This is a genomic window from Enterobacter sp. HK-058-C-ECC (assembly GCF_047531125.1).
In the GTDB taxonomy this organism is placed as follows: domain Bacteria; phylum Pseudomonadota; class Gammaproteobacteria; order Enterobacterales; family Enterobacteriaceae; genus Enterobacter; species Enterobacter quasiroggenkampii.
The window spans coordinates 367,518-388,948 of record NZ_JBLKCH010000001.1; the positions used below are offsets into that span (position 1 = coordinate 367,518).

20 protein-coding genes are annotated in these 21,431 nt (G+C 56.9%); 9 read left to right on the plus strand and 11 right to left on the minus strand.

Annotation, left to right across the window (positions count from 1 at the left end; genetic code table 11):
- Positions 1–33: 33 nt before the first annotated feature.
- Positions 34–1,317 (minus strand): YeaH/YhbH family protein, encoded by a 1,284-nt coding sequence (locus ACMWJS_RS01805; protein ID WP_032651499.1) that lies wholly within the window; start codon positions 1,315–1,317, stop codon positions 34–36.
- A 74-nt stretch (positions 1,318–1,391) separates the two neighbouring features.
- Positions 1,392–3,326: a protein kinase YeaG gene (gene yeaG, locus ACMWJS_RS01810; RefSeq protein WP_008500713.1), complete on the minus strand. Its 1,935-nt coding sequence runs from the start codon at positions 3,324–3,326 to the stop codon at positions 1,392–1,394.
- Positions 3,327–3,756: 430 nt separating this feature from the next.
- On the opposite strand from yeaG, the gene ACMWJS_RS01815 reads away from it, so the two are divergent.
- Positions 3,757–4,503, plus strand: a complete 747-nt coding sequence (locus ACMWJS_RS01815) for a MipA/OmpV family protein (protein WP_045910236.1) — start codon at positions 3,757–3,759, stop codon at positions 4,501–4,503.
- Positions 4,504–4,581: 78 nt separating this feature from the next.
- Here ACMWJS_RS01815 and ACMWJS_RS01820 read toward each other — a convergent pair whose 3' ends face one another.
- Together ACMWJS_RS01820 and gapA are read right to left on the minus strand one after the other, a co-directional pair.
- On the minus strand, positions 4,582–5,466 hold the full coding sequence (locus ACMWJS_RS01820) for a D-hexose-6-phosphate mutarotase (RefSeq protein ID WP_048027505.1): 885 nt from the start codon (positions 5,464–5,466) through the stop codon (positions 4,582–4,584).
- A 72-nt stretch (positions 5,467–5,538) separates the two neighbouring features.
- Positions 5,539–6,534, minus strand: a complete 996-nt coding sequence (gene gapA / locus ACMWJS_RS01825; protein WP_006809136.1) for a glyceraldehyde-3-phosphate dehydrogenase — start codon at positions 6,532–6,534, stop codon at positions 5,539–5,541.
- 341 nt (positions 6,535–6,875) lie between these two features.
- On the opposite strand from gapA, the gene msrB reads away from it, so the two are divergent.
- Positions 6,876–7,289 carry a peptide-methionine (R)-S-oxide reductase MsrB gene (gene msrB / locus ACMWJS_RS01830; protein ID WP_008500710.1) on the plus strand — a complete coding sequence of 138 codons (414 nt, stop codon included), beginning with the start codon at positions 6,876–6,878 and terminating at the stop codon, positions 7,287–7,289.
- Between the two features lie 41 nt (positions 7,290–7,330).
- A complete protein-coding gene (locus tag ACMWJS_RS01835; protein ID WP_023327144.1) occupies positions 7,331–7,603 on the plus strand; it encodes a YeaC family protein in 273 nt (90 codons plus the stop codon).
- A 51-nt stretch (positions 7,604–7,654) separates the two neighbouring features.
- Here ACMWJS_RS01835 and ACMWJS_RS01840 read toward each other — a convergent pair whose 3' ends face one another.
- From ACMWJS_RS01840 to sppA, 4 genes are all read right to left on the minus strand, one after another.
- Positions 7,655–8,908, minus strand: a complete 1,254-nt coding sequence (locus ACMWJS_RS01840) for a glycoside hydrolase family 18 protein (RefSeq protein WP_414746507.1) — start codon at positions 8,906–8,908, stop codon at positions 7,655–7,657.
- 220 nt (positions 8,909–9,128) lie between these two features.
- Positions 9,129–9,770: a bifunctional nicotinamidase/pyrazinamidase gene (pncA, locus tag ACMWJS_RS01845; RefSeq protein WP_069719432.1), complete on the minus strand. Its 642-nt coding sequence runs from the start codon at positions 9,768–9,770 to the stop codon at positions 9,129–9,131.
- A 9-nt stretch (positions 9,771–9,779) separates the two neighbouring features.
- Positions 9,780–10,796 carry an asparaginase gene (gene ansA / locus ACMWJS_RS01850; protein WP_014883450.1) on the minus strand — a complete coding sequence of 339 codons (1,017 nt, stop codon included), beginning with the start codon at positions 10,794–10,796 and terminating at the stop codon, positions 9,780–9,782.
- Positions 10,797–10,859: 63 nt separating this feature from the next.
- Positions 10,860–12,716, minus strand: a complete 1,857-nt coding sequence (sppA, locus tag ACMWJS_RS01855) for a signal peptide peptidase SppA (protein WP_045910239.1) — start codon at positions 12,714–12,716, stop codon at positions 10,860–10,862.
- A gap of 167 nt (positions 12,717–12,883) precedes the next feature.
- Between sppA and ACMWJS_RS01860 the strand changes: the two genes are divergently transcribed.
- The 3 genes from ACMWJS_RS01860 (at position 12,884) to ACMWJS_RS01870 (ending at position 16,513) form a co-directional block, all read left to right on the plus strand.
- Entirely contained in the window at positions 12,884–13,435 is a 552-nt protein-coding gene (locus ACMWJS_RS01860) for an NAD(P)H nitroreductase (RefSeq protein WP_414746508.1), read from the plus strand.
- 116 nt (positions 13,436–13,551) lie between these two features.
- Positions 13,552–14,595: a selenide, water dikinase SelD gene (gene selD / locus ACMWJS_RS01865; RefSeq protein ID WP_021241055.1), complete on the plus strand. Its 1,044-nt coding sequence runs from the start codon at positions 13,552–13,554 to the stop codon at positions 14,593–14,595.
- Between the two features lie 4 nt (positions 14,596–14,599).
- The gene (locus ACMWJS_RS01870) at positions 14,600–16,513 is read left to right on the plus strand and encodes a DNA topoisomerase III (RefSeq protein ID WP_045910241.1); all 1,914 of its coding nucleotides are present in this window, start codon (positions 14,600–14,602) and stop codon (positions 16,511–16,513) included.
- Between the two features lie 114 nt (positions 16,514–16,627).
- Here the strand turns inward: ACMWJS_RS01870 and gdhA are convergent, their stop codons facing one another.
- Positions 16,628–17,971 (minus strand): NADP-specific glutamate dehydrogenase, encoded by a 1,344-nt coding sequence (gdhA, locus tag ACMWJS_RS01875; RefSeq protein ID WP_090417328.1) that lies wholly within the window; start codon positions 17,969–17,971, stop codon positions 16,628–16,630.
- Positions 17,972–18,200: 229 nt separating this feature from the next.
- Between gdhA and ACMWJS_RS01880 the strand changes: the two genes are divergently transcribed.
- Positions 18,201–18,479, plus strand: a complete 279-nt coding sequence (locus ACMWJS_RS01880) for a DUF1496 domain-containing protein (RefSeq protein WP_045910243.1) — start codon at positions 18,201–18,203, stop codon at positions 18,477–18,479.
- Here the strand turns inward: ACMWJS_RS01880 and ACMWJS_RS01885 are convergent.
- Entirely contained in the window at positions 18,436–18,855 is a 420-nt protein-coding gene (locus tag ACMWJS_RS01885; protein ID WP_334762381.1) for a pyrimidine (deoxy)nucleoside triphosphate diphosphatase, read from the minus strand. The genes ACMWJS_RS01880 and ACMWJS_RS01885 overlap by 44 nt on opposite strands.
- A gap of 75 nt (positions 18,856–18,930) precedes the next feature.
- On the opposite strand from ACMWJS_RS01885, the gene ACMWJS_RS01890 reads away from it, so the two are divergent.
- Both ACMWJS_RS01890 and ACMWJS_RS01895 read left to right on the plus strand, forming a co-directional pair.
- Positions 18,931–19,500 (plus strand): carboxymuconolactone decarboxylase family protein, encoded by a 570-nt coding sequence (locus tag ACMWJS_RS01890; protein ID WP_262750319.1) that lies wholly within the window; start codon positions 18,931–18,933, stop codon positions 19,498–19,500.
- A complete protein-coding gene (locus tag ACMWJS_RS01895) occupies positions 19,493–20,110 on the plus strand; it encodes a CDP-alcohol phosphatidyltransferase family protein (protein ID WP_262789890.1) in 618 nt (205 codons plus the stop codon). Before ACMWJS_RS01890 ends, ACMWJS_RS01895 begins: the two co-directional genes overlap by 8 nt.
- Here the strand turns inward: ACMWJS_RS01895 and ACMWJS_RS01900 are convergent.
- Positions 20,107–21,414 carry a sulfurtransferase gene (locus tag ACMWJS_RS01900; protein WP_414746509.1) on the minus strand — a complete coding sequence of 436 codons (1,308 nt, stop codon included), beginning with the start codon at positions 21,412–21,414 and terminating at the stop codon, positions 20,107–20,109. The two genes, ACMWJS_RS01895 and ACMWJS_RS01900, sit on opposite strands and share 4 nt — an antisense overlap.
- Between the last annotated feature and the right edge of the window lie 17 nt (positions 21,415–21,431).

Genomic DNA, 21,431 nt, shown 5'->3' on the forward strand with positions numbered 1-21,431 from the left:
AGAAAACAGCCAGCGGGTTCGCTGGCTGTGGGTTTATGCGTTGCTGGTGGCAGACTGCTTGTGGAACAGCTCCCTGAACACCGGATAAATGTCATCCTGGTCACGGATATGCTGCATGGCGAAATTATCGAACATCGCCTGCAGATGCTCATACTCCCGCCACAGGGTCTGGTGCGCGCGACGGGTGATTTCGATATAGCTGTAGTAACGCACGACCGGCAGAATTTTCTTCGCCAGGATCTCGTGACACAGCGGCGAATCGTCGGCCCAGTTATCGCCATCCGACGCCTGCGCGGCATAAATGTTCCACTGCGCCGGGTCGTAGCGCTCTTTGACCACTTCATCCATCAGCTTCAGAGCGCTCGAGACGATGGTGCCCCCGGTCTCCTGCGAGTAGAAGAACTCATGTTCATCCACCTCCTTCGCCTGGGTGTGGTGGCGGATATAGACTACCTCCACGTTCTTATAGGTTCTGCTCAGGAACAAATAGAGCAGGATATAAAAACGCTTCGCCATATCTTTGGTGGCCTGATCCATCGAGCCGGACACATCCATCAGACAGAACATCACCGCCTGGCTGGAGGGCTCAGGGCGTTTTTCGTAGTTCTTGTAGCGCAGGTCGAAGGTGTCGATAAACGGTACCCGTTCGATCTTCGCCCTCAGCTCTGCAATCTCTTTACGCAGGCGCTCCTCTTCCAGCAGTTGCGCCGGTTCCGTGTTTTCTACTACCTTGAGGCTGCTCTCCAGCTCGCGCAGTTCGCGACGTTTGCCTGCCGTCATGGCCGTGCGTCGCGCCAGCGAATTCTGCAACGAACGCACGACGCTGATGTTGGCGGGCACGCCGTTGGCGGTATAACCCGCGCGGTGGGTTTTATATTCATTAAGCTGACGATGCTGATTCTTTTTCAGATTCGGCAGCGCCAGGTCTTCGAACAGCAGGTCGAGATATTCATCTTTCGAAATTTGGAAGACAAATTCGTCCTGACCTTCACCGTCCTGGCTGGCCTGTCCCTGACCGCTTCCTGAACCACCACCGCCGCCCTGAGGGCGCTCAATTCTGTCGTTCTGAACGAAGTGGTCATTACCTGGGTGTACGCGATGGCGCAGACCGCCTCGCCCCTGATGAAACATCGGTTCGCTGATGTCATCGGTGGGGATGGAGACAGACTCGCCGCTGTCGACGTCGGTCACCGAGCGTTTGTTGATGGCCTCGGAGATAGACTGTTTAATTTGCGCTTTATAACGACGCAAGAAGCGCTGGCGGTTTACCGTGCTCTTGTTTTTGCCGTTAAGACGCCGGTCAATAAACCAGGTCATATACCCCCCGTACTGCATTTGCCAACTTGCATTTTGTAGGCCCGGCAGGCGCTAACCGCCGCCGGGCACTTGTTTTAAGACGATTTACGCACGCGCAGGTACCATTCGCAGAGCAGGCGGACCTGTTTACGGGTGTAGCCTTTTTCCATCATACGGTCGACAAAATCGTCGTGTTTTTTCTGTTCATCGGTTGAGGTTTTGGCGTTAAACGAGATCACCGGCAGCAGCTCTTCGGTATTGGAGAACATTTTCTTCTCAATGACCGTGCGCAGTTTCTCGTAGCTGGTCCAGTTCGGATTGCGCCCGTTGTTATGCGCTCTGGCGCGCAGGACGAAGTTCACAATCTCATTACGGAAGTCTTTCGGGTTGCTGATCCCGGCAGGCTTCTCGATTTTTTCCAGCTCCGCGTTCAGGGATTCACGGTCAAACAACTGGCCGGTATCCGGGTCGCGGTACTCCTGATCCTGGATCCAGAAGTCAGCGTAGGTGACATAACGGTCGAAAATGTTCTGCCCGTACTCTGAATAGGATTCCAGGTAGGCCGTCTGGATCTCTTTGCCAATGAACTCGGCGTATTTCGGGATCAGGTAACCTTTCAGGAACTCAAGGTAGCGTTCAGCCTGCTCCTGCGGGAACTGTTCGCGTTCAATTTGCTGCTCCAGCACATAGAACAGATGAACCGGGTTGGCCGCCACTTCCGCATGGTCGAAGTTAAAGACGCGGGAGAGGATCTTAAACGCGAAGCGCGTGGACAGACCGTTCATCCCTTCATCAACCCCGGCGTAGTCGCGGTATTCCTGATACGATTTCGCTTTCGGATCGGTATCCTTCAGGCTCTCACCGTCATACACGCGCATTTTCGAGTAGATGCTGGAGTTTTCCGGCTCTTTCAGGCGCGAAAGGATGGAGAAGCGTGACAGCGTTTCCAGGGTGCCTGGTGCGCACGGCGCATGCACCAGCTCACTGTGGTTAAGCAGTTTCTCGTAAATTTTGATCTCTTCGGAGATCCGCAGGCAGTAAGGCACCTTGACGATGTACACGCGGTCAAGGAAGGCCTCATTGTTTTTGTTATTACGGAAAGTCACCCATTCAGATTCGTTCGAGTGGGCAAGAATGATCCCGTTAAACGGCAGGGCAGAGATACCTTCCGTCCCGTTGTAGTTTCCTTCCTGAGTCGCCGTCAGCAGCGGATGCAGCACCTTGATGGGCGCTTTAAACATCTCGACGAATTCCATAATCCCCTGGTTAGCCCGGCACAGTGCACCCGAGTAACCGTAGGCATCCGGGTCGTTTTGCGCGAAGTTTTCCAGCTTGCGGATGTCGACCTTACCGACCAGCGCCGAAATATCCTGGTTGTTCTCATCACCGGGTTCCGTTTTGGCGATGGCGATCTGTTCCAGGATCGACGGCCAGACTTTCACCACGCGGAATTTGGTGATGTCGCCACCAAACTCGTGCAGGCGTTTGGCCGCCCACGGGGACATGATGGTGCCGAGGTAGCGACGCGGGATGCCGTACTCTTTATCCAGAATCTGCGCATCTTCCTGCGGATTGAACAAGCACAGCGGATGGTCATTCACCGGGCTGCGCTCGCCGTTGGCGCTCAGCACATAGATAGGCACGCGCTGCATCAGCGACTTCAGGCGTTCCGCCAGCGAGGATTTACCGCCGCCCACGGGGCCGAGTAAATAAAGGATCTGTTTCTTCTCTTCCAGACCCTGAGCGGCGTGCTTCAGGTAGGAGACAATCTGTTCGATGGCATCTTCCATACCATAGAACTCTTCAAACGCCGGGTATCGGGCGACCACCCGATTCGAAAAGAGACGGGAAAGCCGGGGTTCCAGGGCAGTGTCAACCATGTTTGGCTCACCAATAGCCATTAATAGCCGTTCTGCCGCATTGGCATAGGCACTGCGATCTTGCCGACAGATGGTAAGAAACTCCTGCAGTGTGAACTCTTCGTCCTTGGCAGCTTCATAGCGCTGGCGATAGTGATCGAATATATTCATGGCATGCCGTCCTTTCGTTTTTTAGCACAGGATAAGAGCCGTTCGTATGAGTAGTGGAGGCTCCCGGAAGAGAATCTTTCGCACCTCACTGCCAGAGCAGCAACCTGTGTGCCAGGTCAGACGCTAAGAACCGCAGGTGTTCAGGAAAACTCTTCTTAAATTAAAGCGTAGATGGCATTTGCAAAACTTGCATGCCCATAAAATCTACTTTCAATGACATATCAATAACTCATCCAAAAATTTCCACTCTGGTAATAAGGCAAAAGCACGTTTTTCATTCAGCGGTCATGTAAATGAAAGCAGGTTGTCATCTGATAAGTTAAAAATAATGGGTTAATCGGACTGATTAGCAGGCAAAAAATTTTGGGATGTACGGGAATGGCGGTTACACTTCACCCGCTGATTATTTGACTACAGGAAAGAATGGATTGTGACCAAACTCAAACTTCTGGCATTAGGCATCCTTGCCGCGACCGCAGTAAGCACCGCACAGGCGGAAAGTCAGTGGACGGTTGGCGCGGGTGTTGGCGTCATTAACAGCCCGTACAAACAGTATGACCGTGATGTTTACCCTGTTCCCGTTATCACCTATGAAGGGGATAACGTCTGGTTCCGTGGGCTCGGCGGCGGCTACTATCTGTGGAACGATACGGCCGATAAGCTCTCCATCATGGCCTACTACGATCCGACGCACTTCAAGCCGGGTGACAGCGACAGCCACGCGCTTCGCCAGCTCGACAAGCGTAAAAGCTCGATGATGGCCGGCCTCTCTTATGTGCATAACACCCAGTATGGCTTCCTGCGTACGGCCCTGGCAGGCGATACGCTGGATAACAGCAACGGTTTTATCTGGGACCTGGCGTGGTTGTACCGCTATACCAACGGTGCTTTGACTCTGACCCCGGGGATTGGTGTGCAGTACAACAGCGAGAACTACAACGACTACTATTATGGCGTCTCTAAAAACGAGTCCCGTCGTAGCGGTCTGAAGAGTTACAGCGCAGATGACGGCTGGGATCCGTACCTGGAGCTGACCGCGAGCTATAACTTCCTCGGCGACTGGAGCGTGTACGGTACTGGCCGTTATGAGCGTCTGAGCGATGAAGTGAAGGATAGCCCGATGGTCGACAAGTCCTGGGCAGGCATCTTCTCTGTCGGTGTGACCTACAAGTTCTGATTGTGCACTCATAGTGTGCAATTGATGCATTAAAACGGGGCGCATGCGCCCCGTTTGCTTTAGTGTGGTGCAGCGAGATTATCGCTTAACAATGCGGATCGTCTGCCCTAAACGAGATGGCTTTTCTTCACTCGCTTTCTGCGGGGTGGTCACGCAGGCGGTTTCCACGCAGACGAACGTTTTATAACCGTCGTCAGGCACGTCAGCCATGCTGACTGACAGCGCCGGACCCGGGTTCCAGCCCACCACATTGCTATGGTGGTGATGTACCACCTCGATGCCGCGGTTCAGGGCACCGTCGTGGATCATGCTGCATGCTTCCGGATGCAGATAGACGCGGTCGGTACGGTCAGGAAACGCCTGAACGCCGTCACTCAGCTTCCCTTCTTTGGCGTTATCGACTTTGTCGATAAAGGTATCGCCAAGGCCGCTCACCTTCACTGCACTGATGTCACCCACGTTGAAATAGGTGTGCAGGGCGGAGGTGGTTTCGAACTCGCCGTGGGCTTCCAGTTCGATTTCACAAGTTTTACCCAGCTTAAAGCGGGCGTACAGGGTGAAATCGTGCGGCCAGAGCGCGCGGGTTTCGTCATTAGCCTGCAGCTCAAAGGTCAGCACGGCGCCGTTGTCGTCTTCGTTATGCGCTTTCAGGGTCCACTGCTGGTTACGGGCAAAACCGTGAGAAGGCAAACCAGGCTGTGCGGACGGGCCGAACCACGGCCAGCAGATCGGTACGCCGCCGCGAATCGCCGCCCCTTTTTTGAAAGAGGTCGCATCGCTCAGCCACAATCCCTCTGCTTCACCTTCGGGTTTCCAGGAGAGCAGGTGGGCGCCGTTCAGCGCCACGGAGGCCTTAACGCGTGGATGGTCAACGACGATAACGTCAGCACCGTCAATCTGGCGGCGGGAGAGCACAGGGGTAAGTTGTTCGACTACCGGAAGTGCAAAAATTTTATTAATCATTAAGCAATCCTCTGTCTTATAAATAAAAAAGGCGACCGAAGTCGCCTTTTTGGATCAAACACTCATCTCAACTTATTTGGAGATGTGAGCGATCAGGTCCAGTACTTTGTTAGAGTAGCCGGTTTCGTTGTCGTACCAGGATACCAGTTTAACGAAGTTGTCGTTCAGTGCGATACCTGCTTTAGCATCAAACACGGAAGTGCACACTTCGCCGTTGAAATCGGTAGAAACAACGTCGTCTTCGGTGTAACCCAGAACGCCTTTCATTGGGCCTTCGGAAGCAGCTTTGATTGCTTTCTTAATTTCTTCATAAGAAGCAGCTTTTTCCAGACGAACGGTCAGGTCAACAACGGATACGTTAGGAGTTGGAACGCGGAACGCCATACCAGTCAGTTTGCCATTCAGTTCTGGCAGTACTTTACCTACAGCTTTAGCCGCACCGGTAGAGGATGGGATGATGTTCTGAGCCGCGCCACGGCCGCCGCGCCAGTCTTTGTGAGACGGGCCATCAACGGTTTTCTGAGTAGCGGTGGTTGCGTGAACGGTAGTCATCAGACCTTCGATGATGCCGAAGTTGTCGTTGATAACTTTAGCCAGCGGTGCCAGGCAGTTGGTGGTGCAGGATGCGTTAGACACGATATCCTGGCCAGCGTAAGTTTCGAAGTTTGCACCACGAACGAACATTGGGGTGTTGTCTTTGGAAGGACCAGTCAGAACAACTTTCTTCGCACCAGCAGTGATGTGTTTACGTGCAGTTTCGTCGGTCAGGAAGATACCGGTTGCTTCAGCAACAACGTCAACACCAATTTCGTTCCATTTCAGGTTAGCTGGGTCTTTCTCAGCAGTAACGCGGATGGTTTTGCCATTTACAACCAGGTGGCCGTCTTTCACTTCAACGGTGCCGTCGAAACGACCGTGAGTTGAGTCGTACTTCAGCATGTACGCCATGTATTCAGCGTCCAGGAGATCGTTGATACCAACGATTTCGATGTCAGAACGTTTCTGAGCAGCACGGAAAACAATACGGCCGATACGGCCAAAACCGTTGATACCTACTTTGATAGTCATATATTCCACCAGCTATTTGTTAGTGAATAAAAGGTTGCCTGTAAAATTACAAAAACCTTACGCAGCGTCAAGCGGAATCGTGTCAATCATTGCGACAAATCAATCCTGTGACTAACGTTTGTGCGACTGACTCGCCTCACTTTCCCTTTGAGCTTGCAACCACATGGGGGCTGCGCCCGGAATTTTAAAGTCCTCGCAGGATAAAAATGTGAATGTGATCACAATTGCCTGACCGCCTTTTCGCGACACATAAGTTTAGATCAAAAGTGCACGCAAGGGTGTTAATGTTTTGTTAGAATGCGGGGTAAAAGATGTCTGTTTCTACAGCGAGATGTAAGCATATGTCGAACCAACGTAACCCTGACGATTTGAAAAAAAACCTCACAGAAATGCAGTTTTACGTGACGCAGAACCACGGAACGGAACCCCCGTTCACCGGGCGTTTACTGCACAACAAGCGGGACGGTGTCTACCACTGCCTGGTCTGTGATGCCCCGCTGTTTAATTCACAAACGAAATTTGATTCGGGCTGCGGCTGGCCGAGCTTTTACGAGCCGGTGAGCGATGAGGCTATCCGCTATCTGACCGACTCGTCGCACGGTATGGTGCGCACCGAAATTCGCTGCGGCAACTGCGATGCGCACCTTGGGCACGTCTTCCCGGATGGCCCTCAGCCAACGGGTGAGCGTTTCTGCGTGAATTCAGCCTCAATGAGCTTCACCGATGATGAGAATGGCGACCAGATCAAGGGTTGAAAAAACGATTCAGCAAATTATTCCTTCGAAAGGGCGGGATTGTGAATATTGAAGACATGATTAGCGGTATGACGCCGGAAATTTATCAGCGTCTGGTCACCGCCGTAGAGCTGGGAAAATGGCCCGATGGCGTCGCGCTGACCCCGGAGCAGAAAGAGAACAGCCTGCAGCTGGTGATGCTGTGGCAGGCGCGCAACAACACCGACGCGCAGCACATGACGATCGACACCCGTGGTCAGATGGTGATGAAGAGCAAGCGTGAGCTGAAAGAGGACTTCGGTATCACGCCGAAGCCGATTGCGACTTTCAAATAAGGCTCTCCCTGTAGGCCGGGTAAGCGCTAGCGCCACCCGGCACACTACACCTTAGTGTGGGATCCCGAGCGACGCCGCCAGCTGCTTCGCTAACTGGTTTTCGTCATCCGCGCCATACTCCCAGAACATCGCTCCGGCGAGCCCTTTCTCTTTGATGTAGTCCGCTTTGATCGCCACGGATCGCGGGTTCTCATACGAAATCGCAAACAGCGCGCTGCCATCGGCACCTTTCACCGAGAGCCACGGCACCTTTGCCTGGTCGTCCCAGTGTTCAGTAAAGCGTTTCTGCGGATCGTTCAGCAGCTTTTTGACGATATCGTTGTACTTCACGTAGGTATCTTTGGTCAGGTCATAGCCGAGTGACTTGAACAACCCAATTTCCTGCGGCCCGAAGTAGGGCTGAGTGGCCGGATTTTTTTGCGCATCGGGTTTTGTCCAGTCAATGCCCGGTTCCACGGCGCGTTTCGGTACGCGGCCATAGAAACCAATCCCGAGATTCATCTGCTGCGGCTTCAGCCCGGCGGCCAGATAGTTGTTCACCACAAAATCGACGCTGTATTTGTCCGCGGCGGCCACCGTCGGCCAGGTGCTGGAGTCATACAGGTTGGCGTTAAAATACTGCGTACCGTACGCCATGTCGTAGGTCATCAGGTTGATGTAGTCGAGCAGGGGCGCAATGGCTTTCACATCCACCCAGCTTTTCGGACTTTCCGCATTCGCGCCTACCGCAATGGTCACCAGCTTTTTATGCCCGAACGCGTCGCGCATCTCCTTCAGCAGGGCGGTAAAGTTATCCCGGTCGGCAGGCTGGCTTGCCACCAGCCCCCAGGCGCCGTTGACCGGATACTCCCAGTCGAGATCGATCCCGTCCAGACCATATTTTTCGATAATCTCCTGTGCGGAGCGGATGAACACCGCGCGGCTCTCTTGGGTTGCCGCTGCGCCAGAGAAGCCACGCGCGCCCCAGCCGCCGACGGAGAGCAGGACCTTAAGATTTGGGTTTTGCTTACGCAGAGTGGGGATTAAGGCCAGATCGGACGCCACTTTTGGCGATAGCCAGATTTGATGCAGCTTCGCCGGATCTTTCAGCGCGGCGTTGGTTTCGTCTTTTTCGTCGTTATAGACCAGACCAAACGAGTAGTTCAGGTGGGTGATCTGGCGAACGTCCAGTTTATTGATATCGCCACCCGGTCCGGCGGTGACATCGCCACCCCCGTTAAAGTAGCCCACGGACATCAGGGAACTGGCGGAGGCAACTGACGCGCAAAGCAAGGGTAATGCTGCCAGCAAGGGCAAACGTTTCATACAAGTTCCTCTTTGACTAAATAAAATTAACCACGCCACGGAAAAGGCGTGGCGAAAAAACAGCCTGAAGAGAATAGCATTGCCGCTTCGCTGAGGTTGCGAGGGAGTTCACTTTATGGGAGATCGGAGGGGCTTTGCCGGGTGGCGCTTACGCTTACCCGGCCTACAAAACCATCGAAGTAGGCCGGGTAAGGCGCAGCCGCCACCCGGCTTAAAAGGCCTAAGCCTGCGTTTCCAGCCAGTCTTCGAGCGTATACAGCGTCGCGCCTTCCGCAGCCATATCCATAAACGCCTGGGCGCTGTCCTGCGGGTGAATGTTCACCCCGCGGCAGCCGTCGGTGATGACGCTGACGGTGTAGCCTAACTGAAGCGCGTCCAGCACGGTGAACTTCACGCAATAGTCCGTTGCCAGCCCCAGCACAATCAGCTCCGTGATTTCGTGGTGACGTAACCACGCATCAAGAGCGGTTTTCTGACGATGCCCGTTATCAAAAAACGCGCTATAGCTGTCGATAGCCGGGTTTTCGCCTTTGTGGAACACCGCATCGATGGCCTTTTGATTCAGGAGCGGATGCAGCGCCGCGCCTTCCGTCTGCTGTACGCAGTGATCCGGCCAGAAGGTTTGCGCCAGCCCGTCGAGTTCACCCTGGGTGAAGGGCTCGACATTGTGCTGGCTGGCAAAGCTGCCGTGATTTGCCGGGTGCCAGTCCTGGCTTGCGACAACCGCTTCACCGCGGGCTTTGCTCCAGTCAATCAGCGTGTTGGCCACGTCAACGGTGCTGTCACCTTCGGCGACGGCCAGCGCACCGCCCGCGCAGAAATCATTTTGCAAATCGACCAGGAGCAGGGCGCGTTGCTTCATGAGACCTCCTTATTCGTCAGGCGTCAGTTCGCCGCGCAGGTTTTGCATCATCGCGTTGCGAATGGACTGAATGTCCAGATCCTGACTCAGTAAATAGTGAAGTTTAGTCAGCGTTGCCTCAACGGTCATATCGAAACCGCTGATCACCCCCGCATGCGCCAGCGCGTTGCCGGTGGCATAGCCGCCCATATTCACTTTACCGGACATACACTGGGTCAGGTTCACCACCACAATTCCACGCTCGCTGGCTTCCTGAAGCTCTTTCAGGAATTCACCGTTCTGCGGCGCATTGCCCACGCCGTAGGAGCGCAGGATCAGCGCCTTCACCGGCTGGCGCAGGAAGTTACGCACCACGTCCGCAGAGATACCCGGATAGATGGTGACCACGCCAATCGGTTGCGGAGTAATCGGATGCACAATCAGCTCGCCCGCGGTGTTCGGCGCAGGAGGGGTTCCCAGACGACGGATATGAATACCGGCCTCCAGCAGCGGCTGCAGGTTAGGTGAGGCAAAGGCGTCAAAGCCGTCGGCGTGGGCTTTGGTGGTGCGGTTACCGCGATAAAGACGATTGTTAAAGAACAACGACACTTCGTTAATCGGGTAATTCGCCGCCACGTACAGGGAGTTCAGCAGGTTGATCTGCCCGTCGGAGCGCAGTTCCGCCAGCGGAATTTGCGACCCGGTGACGATAACCGGCTTGCTCAGGTTCTCCAGCATGAAGGAGAGCGCCGAGGCGGTAAACGCCATGGTGTCGGTACCGTGCAGGATCACGAAGCCGTCGTACTGGTCGTAATGGGCTTTAATGTCATCCGCGATGTGCTGCCAGTCTTCCGGCGTCATGTCGGAGGAGTCCATCAGCGGCTCGTATTCGTGGATAGTGAAGTCAGGCATTTCCGGACGGTGGAATTCGGGCATCAGCGCAAGCTGACGCTGAAGGTGGCCGGAGACGGGGATATAGCCGTTTTCGGAGCGCTGCATACCGATGGTACCGCCAGTGTAGGCTACATAAATCGATTTCTTCTGCATGGTAGTGAGTTCTTGTTCTTCAAAAGAAAAAAATCCCCTCTTCGCGGGAAGAGGGGACGGTTTTTAACGGACGTTCGCGCAGGTCAGGCAAAACGCGTAACGACTCTGTGGATCGTTAAAGGCCGCAAGCTTATCGCTTTCCGCCTTCATCGCTTTTGCCGCCGTGGCGACCGGCGCAGGCAGGTAAGCCTGCAGCGCCTCCGGCAGCATGGCGCGTACCGAGCCGGACATGCTGTCCATGACCATATCGAAGAACGACGGTTCGTCCTGGTAATACTCGATATGCCACTGCTTCAGCTTCGCCAGTTCGGCGGCTTTCTTCACCGCGTCATCGAAGTCACCCAGGCTGTCCACCAGTCCGTTGCTCTTCGCATCCTGACCGGTCCAGACGTGGCCCTGTGCAATCTGGTCGATCTGCTCAGGCGTCTTTTTACGCGAGTCTGCGACCAGGGTGATAAAGCGTTTATAGCCGTTCTCAATGCTGAGCTGCATCATCTCAGAGACTTCCGGCGGCAGGGATTTGGTCACCGAGACATCCGCCAGCGGAGAAGTCGCTACGCCGTCGGTATGCACGCCCAGAGAATCCAGGCTGTTCTCTACGGTGTTGATCACTCCGAAGATACCAATCGAGCCGGTCAGCGTGCTTGGGTTAGCCACGATGTAGTTGGCTGGCGTGGAGATCCAGTAACCTCCGGAGGCGGCCATTCCGCCCATTGAGACGACGACCGGCTTACCGGCGGCGCGCGCCGCGGCCAGTTCAGCGCGGATCACTTCGGAGGCGCTGACGCTACCGCCAGGGCTGTTGACCCGCAGGACAATCGCCTTCACTTTCGGATCCAGGCGCGCATCGCGGATTTGTGACGCGGTGGTATCGCCACCCACGTTCCCCGGGGTCTCCTGACCGTCCATGATCGCACCGTTGGCAAAGACCACCGCGACGCTGTCACCGTTCTCATCCGGTTTCTTCGTCGAGTAATCATACATGCTGATGGCGCTATAATTTTTGTCCTCTTTGCTCCAGCCAAACTGTTTGCTCAGGGATTTTTCAATCTCGGCGCTGGTGCCCAGGGCATCAACCAGTTTGTTATCGAGCGCATATTTCGCGGTATCGCCGTCAACCTTACGCAGGCCTGCCAGCACGCCCTGCGCGCCAGGGAACACCTGCTCAGGCGTAATCTGACGGTTCGCGGCAACGGTGCCCAGATAGTTCTGCCACAGCTCACCAATCCAGCGGCTGTCCGCTTCGCGGGCGGCAGGGGACATATCGTCACGGATAAACGGCTCCACGGCAGATTTGTACGTACCGACGCGGAAGACGTGGGTGGTGACCTTCAGCTTATCGAGCAGCGATTTGTAGTACAGGCCGTTGGTGGCAAAGCCGTGCAGATCGACCGTACCCTGTGGGGAGAGCCAGATCTTATTGGCGAAGCTCGCCAGATAATATTGTCCCTGGCTGTAGCTGTCGCCCACGGCAATGACCGGCTTGCCGCTGTCGCGGAATTCGCGCAGCGCTTTACCGATGTACTGCATAGACGGCTGATCGCCGCCGGCAAAATCTTTCAGATCCAGCACGATGCCGGTGATGTTGCGGTCATCTTTGGCCTGACGGATGGCATCGACGATATCGAACAGGGAATTTTCCTGCAGACGGTCTGACGTGGCGCCAAACAGCTGACGGCTGATTACGCCCAGACGGTTGCTGGCTGACGGTTTATCAACGATTACGCCGGTGATATCAAGTAACAAGGCCCCGCGAGTCGAATGCTGCGCCTGATTCGCGTTGCTGATGTGCATCCAGATACCCGCGCAAACCAGAACCAGCAGGATGAAGAAGATGTTCATCACCAGGTTGCGGACGAAGTTGAGCAGTCGCCACGTCCATTTAAAGAAACCGGCAATAATTCGCCAAAGGGTTCGCATGTATTCTCCCTAACCAGAAAATGACTGTTTCCGTCGCCACTGGACGGTAATGTTGGGTTATCGTAATGACCCAACCGCCACTTGTCAGCAGGAATCGCCTGCCAGGCTGTAACAAAATCTGCCGTCGTGTTAATTTTGTGAGTAAATTTCAAGAAAGGAGTTAACCAATGGACGCACTCGAACTGCTTGTTAACCGCCGTAGCGCTTCCCGTCTGGCCGAACCTGCCCCGGCAGGCGAGCTGCTGGAGAACATTCTGCGTGCCGGCATGCGTGCCCCCGATCATGGCACACTGCAGCCGTGGCACTTCTTTGTAATTGAAGGCGAAGGACGCGATCGTTTCAGCCAGCTGCTGGAGCAGGGGGCGCTGGCCGCAGGGCAGGATGAGAAGGGGATCGACAAGGCGCGTAATGCCCCGTTCCGCGCCCCGATGATCATCGCCGTCGTGGCAAAATGTCAGGCGGGCCATAAGGTGCCGGTCTGGGAGCAGGAAATGTCCGCGGGCTGTGCGGTGATGGCGATGCAAATGGCCGCCGTCGCGCAAGGCTTCAACGGTATCTGGCGCACCGGTGCGCTGACCGAAAGCCCGGCGGTCCGTGACGGTTTTGGCTGCGGTGAGCATGACAAAATTGTCGGTTTCCTCTACCTCGGCACCCCGCAGCTTAAAGCCTCCAGCACCATCAGCGTGCCGGACACCACGCCTTTCGTCAGCCGCTTCTGATAACGCACGCTAAACTGTCTGGATTCTGAGCATCTGCCGCAGAATTCAGACAGTCATACTTACCTCTTTATGGAATGAGCGCTACCATAGCGCGATTGAGATGACAGGAGACGTCCATGAGCGAGCAAACCATTCGTTTAACGCAGTACAGCCACGGAGCCGGTTGCGGTTGTAAAATTTCCCCGAAAGTGCTGGAGACCATCCTTCACAGTGAACAGGCGAAGTTTGTCGACCCGAACCTGCTTGTCGGCAATGAAACGCGCGACGATGCTGCAGTTTATGACTTAGGTAACGGCACCAGCATTATCAGTACCACCGACTTCTTTATGCCGATTGTCGACAATCCGTTCGATTTCGGGCGCATTGCGGCCACCAACGCCATCAGTGATATCTTTGCCATGGGCGGTAAGCCGATTATGGCGATCGCCATTCTGGGCTGGCCGATCAACACCATCCCGCCGGAAGTGGCTCGTGAAGTGATTGATGGCGGCCGTTTCGCCTGCCAGCAGGCAGGAATTGCGCTGGCCGGTGGTCACTCTATCGATGCGCCGGAGCCTATCTTCGGCCTGGCCGTCACCGGTGTGGTGCCGACCGAACGCGTGAAGCGCAACAGCACCGCGCAGGCGGGCTGCAAGCTGTTCCTCACCAAGCCGCTGGGCATTGGCGTGCTGACCACCGCCGAGAAAAAGTCCCTGCTGAAACCGGAGCACAAAGGGCTGGCAACCGACGTCATGTGCCAGATGAACCTCGCCGGTGCGGCGTTCGCCAATATCGACGGCGTGAAGGCGATGACCGACGTGACCGGTTTTGGTCTGCTGGGGCACCTCTCCGAAGTGTGTCAGGGCGCGGGCGTGCAGGCGCAGGTCTGGTATCAGGACGTGCCGAAGCTGCCGGGCGTGGAGGAGTACATTGCTCAGGGCGCCGTTCCGGGCGGTACCCAGCGTAACTTCGCCAGTTATGGTCACCTGATGGGCGAAATGCCAGAAGAATGGCGCAATCTGCTGTGCGATCCGCAAACCTCCGGCGGCCTGCTGCTGGCGGTGACGCCGGAATCCGAAGCCGAGGTCCAGGCCACGGCCGCCGAGTTCGGCATTACCCTGACGGCGATCGGCGAGCTGGTAACCGCGCGCGGTGGCCGACCGATGATTGAGATCCGTTAATTCGATGCGGTTGTTTATTGCCGAAAAGCCGAGCCTGGCCCGTGCCATAGCCGATGTGCTGCCCAAGCCGCATCGCAAAGGCGACGGCTTTATCGAATGCGGTAACGGGCAGGTGGTCACCTGGTGTATCGGTCACCTGCTTGAGCAGGCGCAGCCGGATGTCTACGACAGCCGCTACGCCCGCTGGAATTTGAACGATCTGCCCATCGTGCCGGAAAAATGGCGCCTGCAGCCCCGGCCTTCAGTCACCAAACAGCTCAACGTGATCAAGCGCTTCCTGCATGAAGCCGAAGAAATCGTGCACGCGGGTGACCCGGACAGGGAAGGGCAGCTGCTGGTGGATGAGGTGCTGGACTATCTGGAGCTGGCGCCGGAAAAGCGCCAGCAGGTGCAGCGCTGTCTGATCAACGACCTCAACCCACAGGCGGTCGAGCGAGCCATTTCGCGCCTGCGCGCCAACAGCGAGTTTATTCCGCTGTGCGTCTCGGCGCTCGCGCGTGCCCGCGCCGACTGGCTGTACGGTATCAACATGACCCGCGCCTACACCATCCTCGGGCGCAACGCGGGCTATCAGGGCGTGCTCTCCGTGGGCCGCGTGCAGACGCCGGTGCTGGGGCTGGTCGTGCGTCGTGACGAAGAGATTGAGAACTTCGTCGCTAAAGATTTCTTTGAGGTGAAAGCGCATATCGTCACGCCTAAAGACGAGCGCTTTACCGCCGTCTGGCAGCCGAGCGATGCCTGCGAGTCGTATCAGGATGAAGAGGGGCGTTTGCTGCACCGTCCGCTGGCGGATCATGTGGTTAACCGCATTACCGGACAGCCGGCTATCGTTACCAGCTATAACGATAAACGGGAATCAGAACCCGCGCCGCTGCCATTCTCGCTGTCGGCCCTGCAGATTGAGGCCGCGAAGCGCTTTGGCCTCAGCGCGCAGAACGTGCTGGATATCTGCCAGAAGCTCTATGAAACCCACAAGCTGATCACCTATCCGCGTTCGGATAGCCGCTATCTGCCGGAAGAGCATTTTGCCGGTCGTCATTCGGTGATGAACGCCATTAGCGTGCATGCGCCGGATCTGCTGCCGCAGCCGGTGGTGAACCCGGACACCCATAACCGCTGCTGGGACGACAAAAAGGTGGACGCCCACCACGCGATTATCCCGACGGCGCGCGCCAGCAACGTCAACCTGACCGACAACGAAGCAAAGGTCTATAACCTGATCGCCCGCCAGTACCTGATGCAGTTCTGCCCGGACGCGGTGTTTCGCAAATGCGTGATCGAACTGGAAATCGCGAAAGGGAAATTCATTGCGAAAGCCCGTTTCCTTGCTGAAGCAGGCTGGCGCACACTGCTGGGGAATAAAGAGCGTGACGAGGAGAACGACGGCACGCCGCTGCCCGTCGTTGCCAAAGACGATGAGCTGCTGTGTGAAAAAGGGGAAGTGGTGGAACGTCAGACCCAGCCGCCGCGCCATTTCACCGATGCGACGCTGCTGTCCGCGATGACCGGCATCGCCCGGTTCGTGCAGGATAAAGATCTGAAGAAGATCCTGCGCGCCACCGACGGTCTGGGCACGGAGGCGACCCGCGCGGGGATCATCGAGCTGCTCTTTAAGCGCGGTTTTCTTGAGAAAAAGGGGCGCTACATCCATTCGACCGAGCCGGGCCGCGCGCTGATTCACTCCCTGCCTGAGCTGGCCGCCAGGCCGGACATGACCGCGCACTGGGAGTCGGTGCTGACGCAGATCAGCGAGAAGCAGTGTCGCTATCAGGACTTTATGCAGCCGCTGGTGGGGACGCTTTACCAGCTGATCGATCAGGCGCGCAGCACGCCGGTGAAGCGCTTCAGAGGGATGGTTGCACCCGGTGGTGGCGCGAAGAAACCATTCAAAAAGAAAAAGAGCGCGGCCGCCTCTTAACCGTAGGCCGGGTAAGGCGAAGCCGCCACCCGGCGAAAGACAGCTCTGCGGCCTGAAAAAAGCCCGGTGGCGCTAACGCTTACCGGGCCTACACGTTGAGAACGCCGCGAAAGCTTAAATCACACCCTGCCCAATCATCGCATCCGCTACCTTCACGAATCCGGCGATATTCGCCCCGCGCACGTAATTGGTTTGCGATGCTTCACCGCCGTACTCCACGCACGCATGGTGAATATCCAACATGATATGGTGCAGGCGCGCGTCCACTTTTTCCGCCTTCCAGCCGAGACGCGCGGCGTTTTGCGCCATCTCGAGGCCGGAGGTCGCCACGCCGCCCGCGTTAGCGGCCTTGCCCGGTGCAAACAGCACGCCCGCCTCCAGGAACAGGTCCGTCGCGTCGATTGTGGTCGGCATGTTCGCCCCTTCGGCCACCGCTTTTACGCCATTGCTAATCAACGTGCGCGCGGCTTCAGCATCCAGCTCGTTCTGCGTGGCGCACGGCAGGGCGATATCCACCGGCACGCCCCACGGCTGTTTCCCTTCCTGGTAGGTCAGGCCAAACTCCCGGGCGTAATCCGCCACGCGTCCATCGCGGCTGGCTTTGATTTCACACAGGCGCGCCAGCTTCTCTGCCGTGAAGCCCGCTTCATCCACCACCGTTCCGCTGGAATCAGAGGCGGTCACCACGCGAGCGCCAAACTGCATCGCTTTCTCAATCGCGTACTGCGCCACGTTACCGGAGCCGGACACCGCGACGCGCATACCTTCGAAGCCTAAGCCGTGACGCTTGAGCATAGCTTCGGTGAAGTAAACCAGACCGTACCCGGTCGCTTCCGGGCGGATCAGGCTCCCGCCAAACGACAGCCCTTTGCCGGTAAAGACGCAGGCGCTGTTGTTGGAGAGCTTTTTCATCATCCCGGCCATAAAGCCCACTTCACGTCCGCCCACGCCGATATCACCGGCAGGCACGTCGGTGTCAGGACCAAGATGGCGATAGAGTTCGGTCATCAGCGCCTGGCAGAAACGCATCACTTCGCCTTCGCTTTTGCCTTTCGGGTCGAAATCGCTGCCGCCTTTCCCGCCGCCCATGGGCAGCGTGGTCAGCGCGTTTTTAAAGGTCTGCTCGAAGCCGAGGAATTTCAGAATCGACAGGTTCACGGACGGATGGAAACGCATGCCGCCCTTAAACGGACCGATGGCCGAGTTAAACTGTACGCGCCACGCGCGGTTAACCTGCACCTGGTTGCGATCGTCCACCCACGTCACGCGGAACTGGATCACGCGCTCTGGCTCGACAAGGCGTTCAAGCAAAGACATCTGGCGATAGCGCGGGTTTTGTTCAAGGAAGGGCCACAGGGTGGTCATCACTTCACGCACGGCCTGGGCGAACTCGCTTTGGTGCGGGTCGCGCTGCTGAACGTGGGCAAGGAAACTTTCCAGAGAGCGTGTCTGATCCATAGATATAAGAACCTCTTATAATAATGTTTGTATATGACTTATGCGTTTTGTGTTGTTTTTTTGACTATACCACCCGTACTGCTTTGTCTGGCAAGCAGAAATTCAGGGCGAAAGGGAAATTAATTAAATGAGCTGCGTCATAACTAAAAGCGATGACGAGATATATTAAAGGTTCCGCGCTGGTTTACCGTTATAGTCATTATCAAGGGAACAACAGGAAGATGTGTCTATGAACCGTTATCTACTGACCGCGTTATGTGTGATTTTTACCGCAGGTGCGCAGGCTGACCGCATTCGCCCGGACGTGGAAGTCAATGTGCCGCCGGAAGTGTTTAGCTCCAGCGGCCAGAATCAAACGGTGCAGCCCTGTAATCAGTGCTGCATCTATCAGAACCAGAACTACTCGGAAGGGGCCGTGGTGAAAGCGGAGGGCGTGCTGTTGCAGTGCCAGCGTGACGAGCGCGTTATTGGCACGAACCCGCTGGTCTGGCGTCGCGTAAAACAATAAACGCTTCCAGAAGGGGAATATCCGCGGGGGCTAAGGCGTAGCCGAACGCCTCTTCCGGCGTACACCACACCAGCGCGCTGTGGTAGTGCGCCATGAGCTCGCCGCTAAACGCAGGAACGTGCCAGGCGTGCAGGTTGATTAACCGCTGCGAGACTACACGCTGGTGGCTGGCCACGTATTGCGCAGGGCGTGCTTCAATACCTAACTCTTCACGCAGCTCGCGGATAAGCGCCTCGGGCTGGGTTTCACCCGCCTCGACTTTGCCGCCTGCAAATTCCCACATGCCCGGCTGGTCGGCGTGGGCAGGGCGCTGTGCCAGTAAAATTTTGTCGTCTTTTTCGATGATGGCGGCAACGACATCGAGTGTTTTCAGCATGGTCGTCAATAATTGATAGCGAAAAAAGACATATTATCGTGCCCTTTCTCAGAGTCCAGCTATCAGGAGAATCAGGTGAAAGAGACTACCGCCTGGGTTGCCCCTATCGAATCCCTTCCCGCCAGCCTTAAACCCATTGCCGTGATGCAGAAAAAGCATTTTGGCACCGTGCTGAATCCCACGCGCTGGTGGGGGCGCATGCCGCGTCTGTTCTGGCTGGTGGCGCTGTTCGTCGGTTTTCTGGAGCGTCGTCGCGCGCGCCTGACGCCCGTGCTTCGTTCGCTGCTCATGACGCGGGTGTCCCAGCTCTGCCACTGCGCTTTCTGTATTGATGCCAACAGCCTGCGGCTGGCCGAGCGCTGCGGGGCGCTGGATAAGGTGCAGGCCGTGAGCGACTGGCAGGGTTCCGCCTTGTTCACGGAGCAGGAGCGCGCGGCGCTGGCCTACGCCGAGGCGGTGACCGCCACGCCGCCCCGGACGGATGAGGCCATCAGAACGGCGCTGAAGCGCCATTTTACGGATGACGCCATCACCGAGATGACGGCGCTCATTGCCTTTCAGAATCTCTCTGCCCGCTTTAACGCCGCGCTGGATATTCCGGCGCAGGGGCTGTGCGCCACCTTTAACGAGACGCCTCATGCTTGATCGCCACCTTCATCCGCAGATAAAACCGGCGCTGAATCGTCTGGTCTCCGTGCTGGACCGACCGGGAATAACGCCCGACGGATTAACCCTGACCGGGTTTGCCATCGGCGTGCTGGCGCTGCCGTTTCTGGCCCTTGGCTGGTATCCGGCGGCGCTGGTCGTCATCGTGCTGAACCGCCTGCTGGACGGTCTGGATGGAGCGCTGGCGCGCCGCAGAGGGCTGACCGATGCGGGGGGATTTCTCGATATTGCGCTAGATTTTCTGTTCTACGCCCTGGTGCCGTTTGGCTTTGCGCTGGCAGCACCCGTTGAGAATGCGCTGGCCGCGGCCTGGCTGCTGTTTGCGTTTATCGGGACTGGCAGCAGTTTTCTGGCGTTTGCGGCGCTGGCCGCGAAGCACGACATCGACAACCCCGGCTATGCGCACAAGTCGTTTTATTACATCGGCGGGTTAACGGAAGGGACGGAGACCCTCGCGCTGTTTGTGCTGTGCTGCCTATTTCCGGCGCACTTTACGCTCTTCGCGTGGGTATTTGGCGCGCTGTGCTGGCTGACCACCACAACGCGCATCTGGAGCGGCTACGTGACGCTGAAGTCACTTAACCCTTAGAGCGCGCTTTCAGGCCCGCGCTCGCCGGTAGTTACCGGGTTCTGTGGGTGACTGCTCCATTCGTACCAGCCGCCGTCATAGACGGCGATATTCTTCCAGCCCATCGCCCGGGCGTACATAAAGGTTTCAGACGCCCGCCAGCCGGTGCCGCAGTAAAACGCGACGTGCTGTTCCGGCAGAATATTCCAGCGCTTCCACTGAGCGGCGATGTCGTCAGCGCTGCGCATGGTGCCATCCGGGTTATGGAAATCCTCCATGTGGGTAGCATCGCTGCCCGCGTGACCCCAGCGGGCACCGGCAATTTCACCTTTTGGCTTGATATAGCTGTAGCCGCTGGTTTCGCCGATGAACTCCGGCCACGAGCGAATGCTGACCAGGGAGGCATCCTGACGGTGCAGCATGCCGCGCGCCTGTTCCATATCCACCATCAGCTGCGGCTGACCGGGTATCGGCGCGCCAAAATCGGGGGCTGGCATTACTTTACCGGGCGTGCCGCGCTCAACCGGCAGGCCTGCATCTGACCACGCCTTCCAGCCGCCGTCGAGAATACGCACATCCTTCACGCCCGCATACAGCATAATCTGCGCCACGCGCGCGGCGGCGTAGACGTCGCGGCCATACAAGATGACGGTGGTGTCGTGACGGATCCCGTGCTTCGCCAGCATCGCTTTCAGCTTGTCGTCGGAGACTTTATTCCACAACGGTTCGCTTTCCACCTCGTTGGTGTCGATATAGCCCGCGCCGGGAATGTGGTTCAGCAGGTAAAACTTCGGTGCGCCCCAGGCGGCTTCGATCACTTTCCAGTCGCCCGCCGGTGCGGCAGTTACGGGTTTACCCTGCTGGAGCCGGTGGATCCACTGCGGGTAAACCAGCTGTTCAAAGTGGGGCAGACGCTGAAGGCGGTCTGGGGTCTGCAGTGCGTCACTGAGCAGCGAAACGTGGCGGTATCCGGCTTTCTCCAGCCGCGCTTTCACCGCCTGGTTATCGTTTTCGTCGCCATAGAGGGCGATGGTCGTCGCAGGGGTAAGCTGATGCTGTTTTGCCCACAGCGCAATCTGCTCATCGCTCATGGCGCTAAGCCAGGCGGCAGCAAGGTTGAGTGCGGCGGGTTCATGCCCGGAAGGGCCGCTGAGCGTCTGCGGCCAGCCGTTATAGAAGGCGCTGGCGCGTGTGTCGACAGGCGTGCCGTGCTGTGCCTGAAGCTGAGACAGCGTGATGGCGTTGGGCATATCAGCCGCCAGCGAGGAAAAAGAAGCGAGGCCGCAGAGCAGGGCCAGCGCGGTCAGTTGAGAAACACGTTTCATCGAATAACCTGACGTCA

Coding starts and splice junctions, on each gene's coding strand:
- ACMWJS_RS01805 (WP_032651499.1), bottom strand. CDS start 1,317: ATGACCTGGTTTATTGACCGGCGTCTTAACGGCAAAAACAAGAGCACG.
- yeaG (WP_008500713.1), bottom strand. CDS start 3,326: ATGAATATATTCGATCACTATCGCCAGCGCTATGAAGCTGCCAAGGAC.
- ACMWJS_RS01820 (WP_048027505.1), bottom strand. CDS start 5,466: ATGATTAATAAAATTTTTGCACTTCCGGTAGTCGAACAACTTACCCCT.
- gapA (WP_006809136.1), bottom strand. CDS start 6,534: ATGACTATCAAAGTAGGTATCAACGGTTTTGGCCGTATCGGCCGTATT.
- msrB (WP_008500710.1), top strand. CDS start 6,876: ATGTCGAACCAACGTAACCCTGACGATTTGAAAAAAAACCTCACAGAA.
- ACMWJS_RS01840 (WP_414746507.1), bottom strand. CDS start 8,908: ATGAAACGTTTGCCCTTGCTGGCAGCATTACCCTTGCTTTGCGCGTCA.
- pncA (WP_069719432.1), bottom strand. CDS start 9,770: ATGAAGCAACGCGCCCTGCTCCTGGTCGATTTGCAAAATGATTTCTGC.
- ansA (WP_014883450.1), bottom strand. CDS start 10,796: ATGCAGAAGAAATCGATTTATGTAGCCTACACTGGCGGTACCATCGGT.
- sppA (WP_045910239.1), bottom strand. CDS start 12,716: ATGCGAACCCTTTGGCGAATTATTGCCGGTTTCTTTAAATGGACGTGG.
- ACMWJS_RS01860 (WP_414746508.1), top strand. CDS start 12,884: ATGGACGCACTCGAACTGCTTGTTAACCGCCGTAGCGCTTCCCGTCTG.
- selD (WP_021241055.1), top strand. CDS start 13,552: ATGAGCGAGCAAACCATTCGTTTAACGCAGTACAGCCACGGAGCCGGT.
- ACMWJS_RS01870 (WP_045910241.1), top strand. CDS start 14,600: ATGCGGTTGTTTATTGCCGAAAAGCCGAGCCTGGCCCGTGCCATAGCC.
- gdhA (WP_090417328.1), bottom strand. CDS start 17,971: ATGGATCAGACACGCTCTCTGGAAAGTTTCCTTGCCCACGTTCAGCAG.
- ACMWJS_RS01880 (WP_045910243.1), top strand. CDS start 18,201: ATGAACCGTTATCTACTGACCGCGTTATGTGTGATTTTTACCGCAGGT.
- ACMWJS_RS01885 (WP_334762381.1), bottom strand. CDS start 18,855: ATGCTGAAAACACTCGATGTCGTTGCCGCCATCATCGAAAAAGACGAC.
- ACMWJS_RS01895 (WP_262789890.1), top strand. CDS start 19,493: ATGCTTGATCGCCACCTTCATCCGCAGATAAAACCGGCGCTGAATCGT.
- ACMWJS_RS01900 (WP_414746509.1), bottom strand. CDS start 21,414: ATGAAACGTGTTTCTCAACTGACCGCGCTGGCCCTGCTCTGCGGCCTC.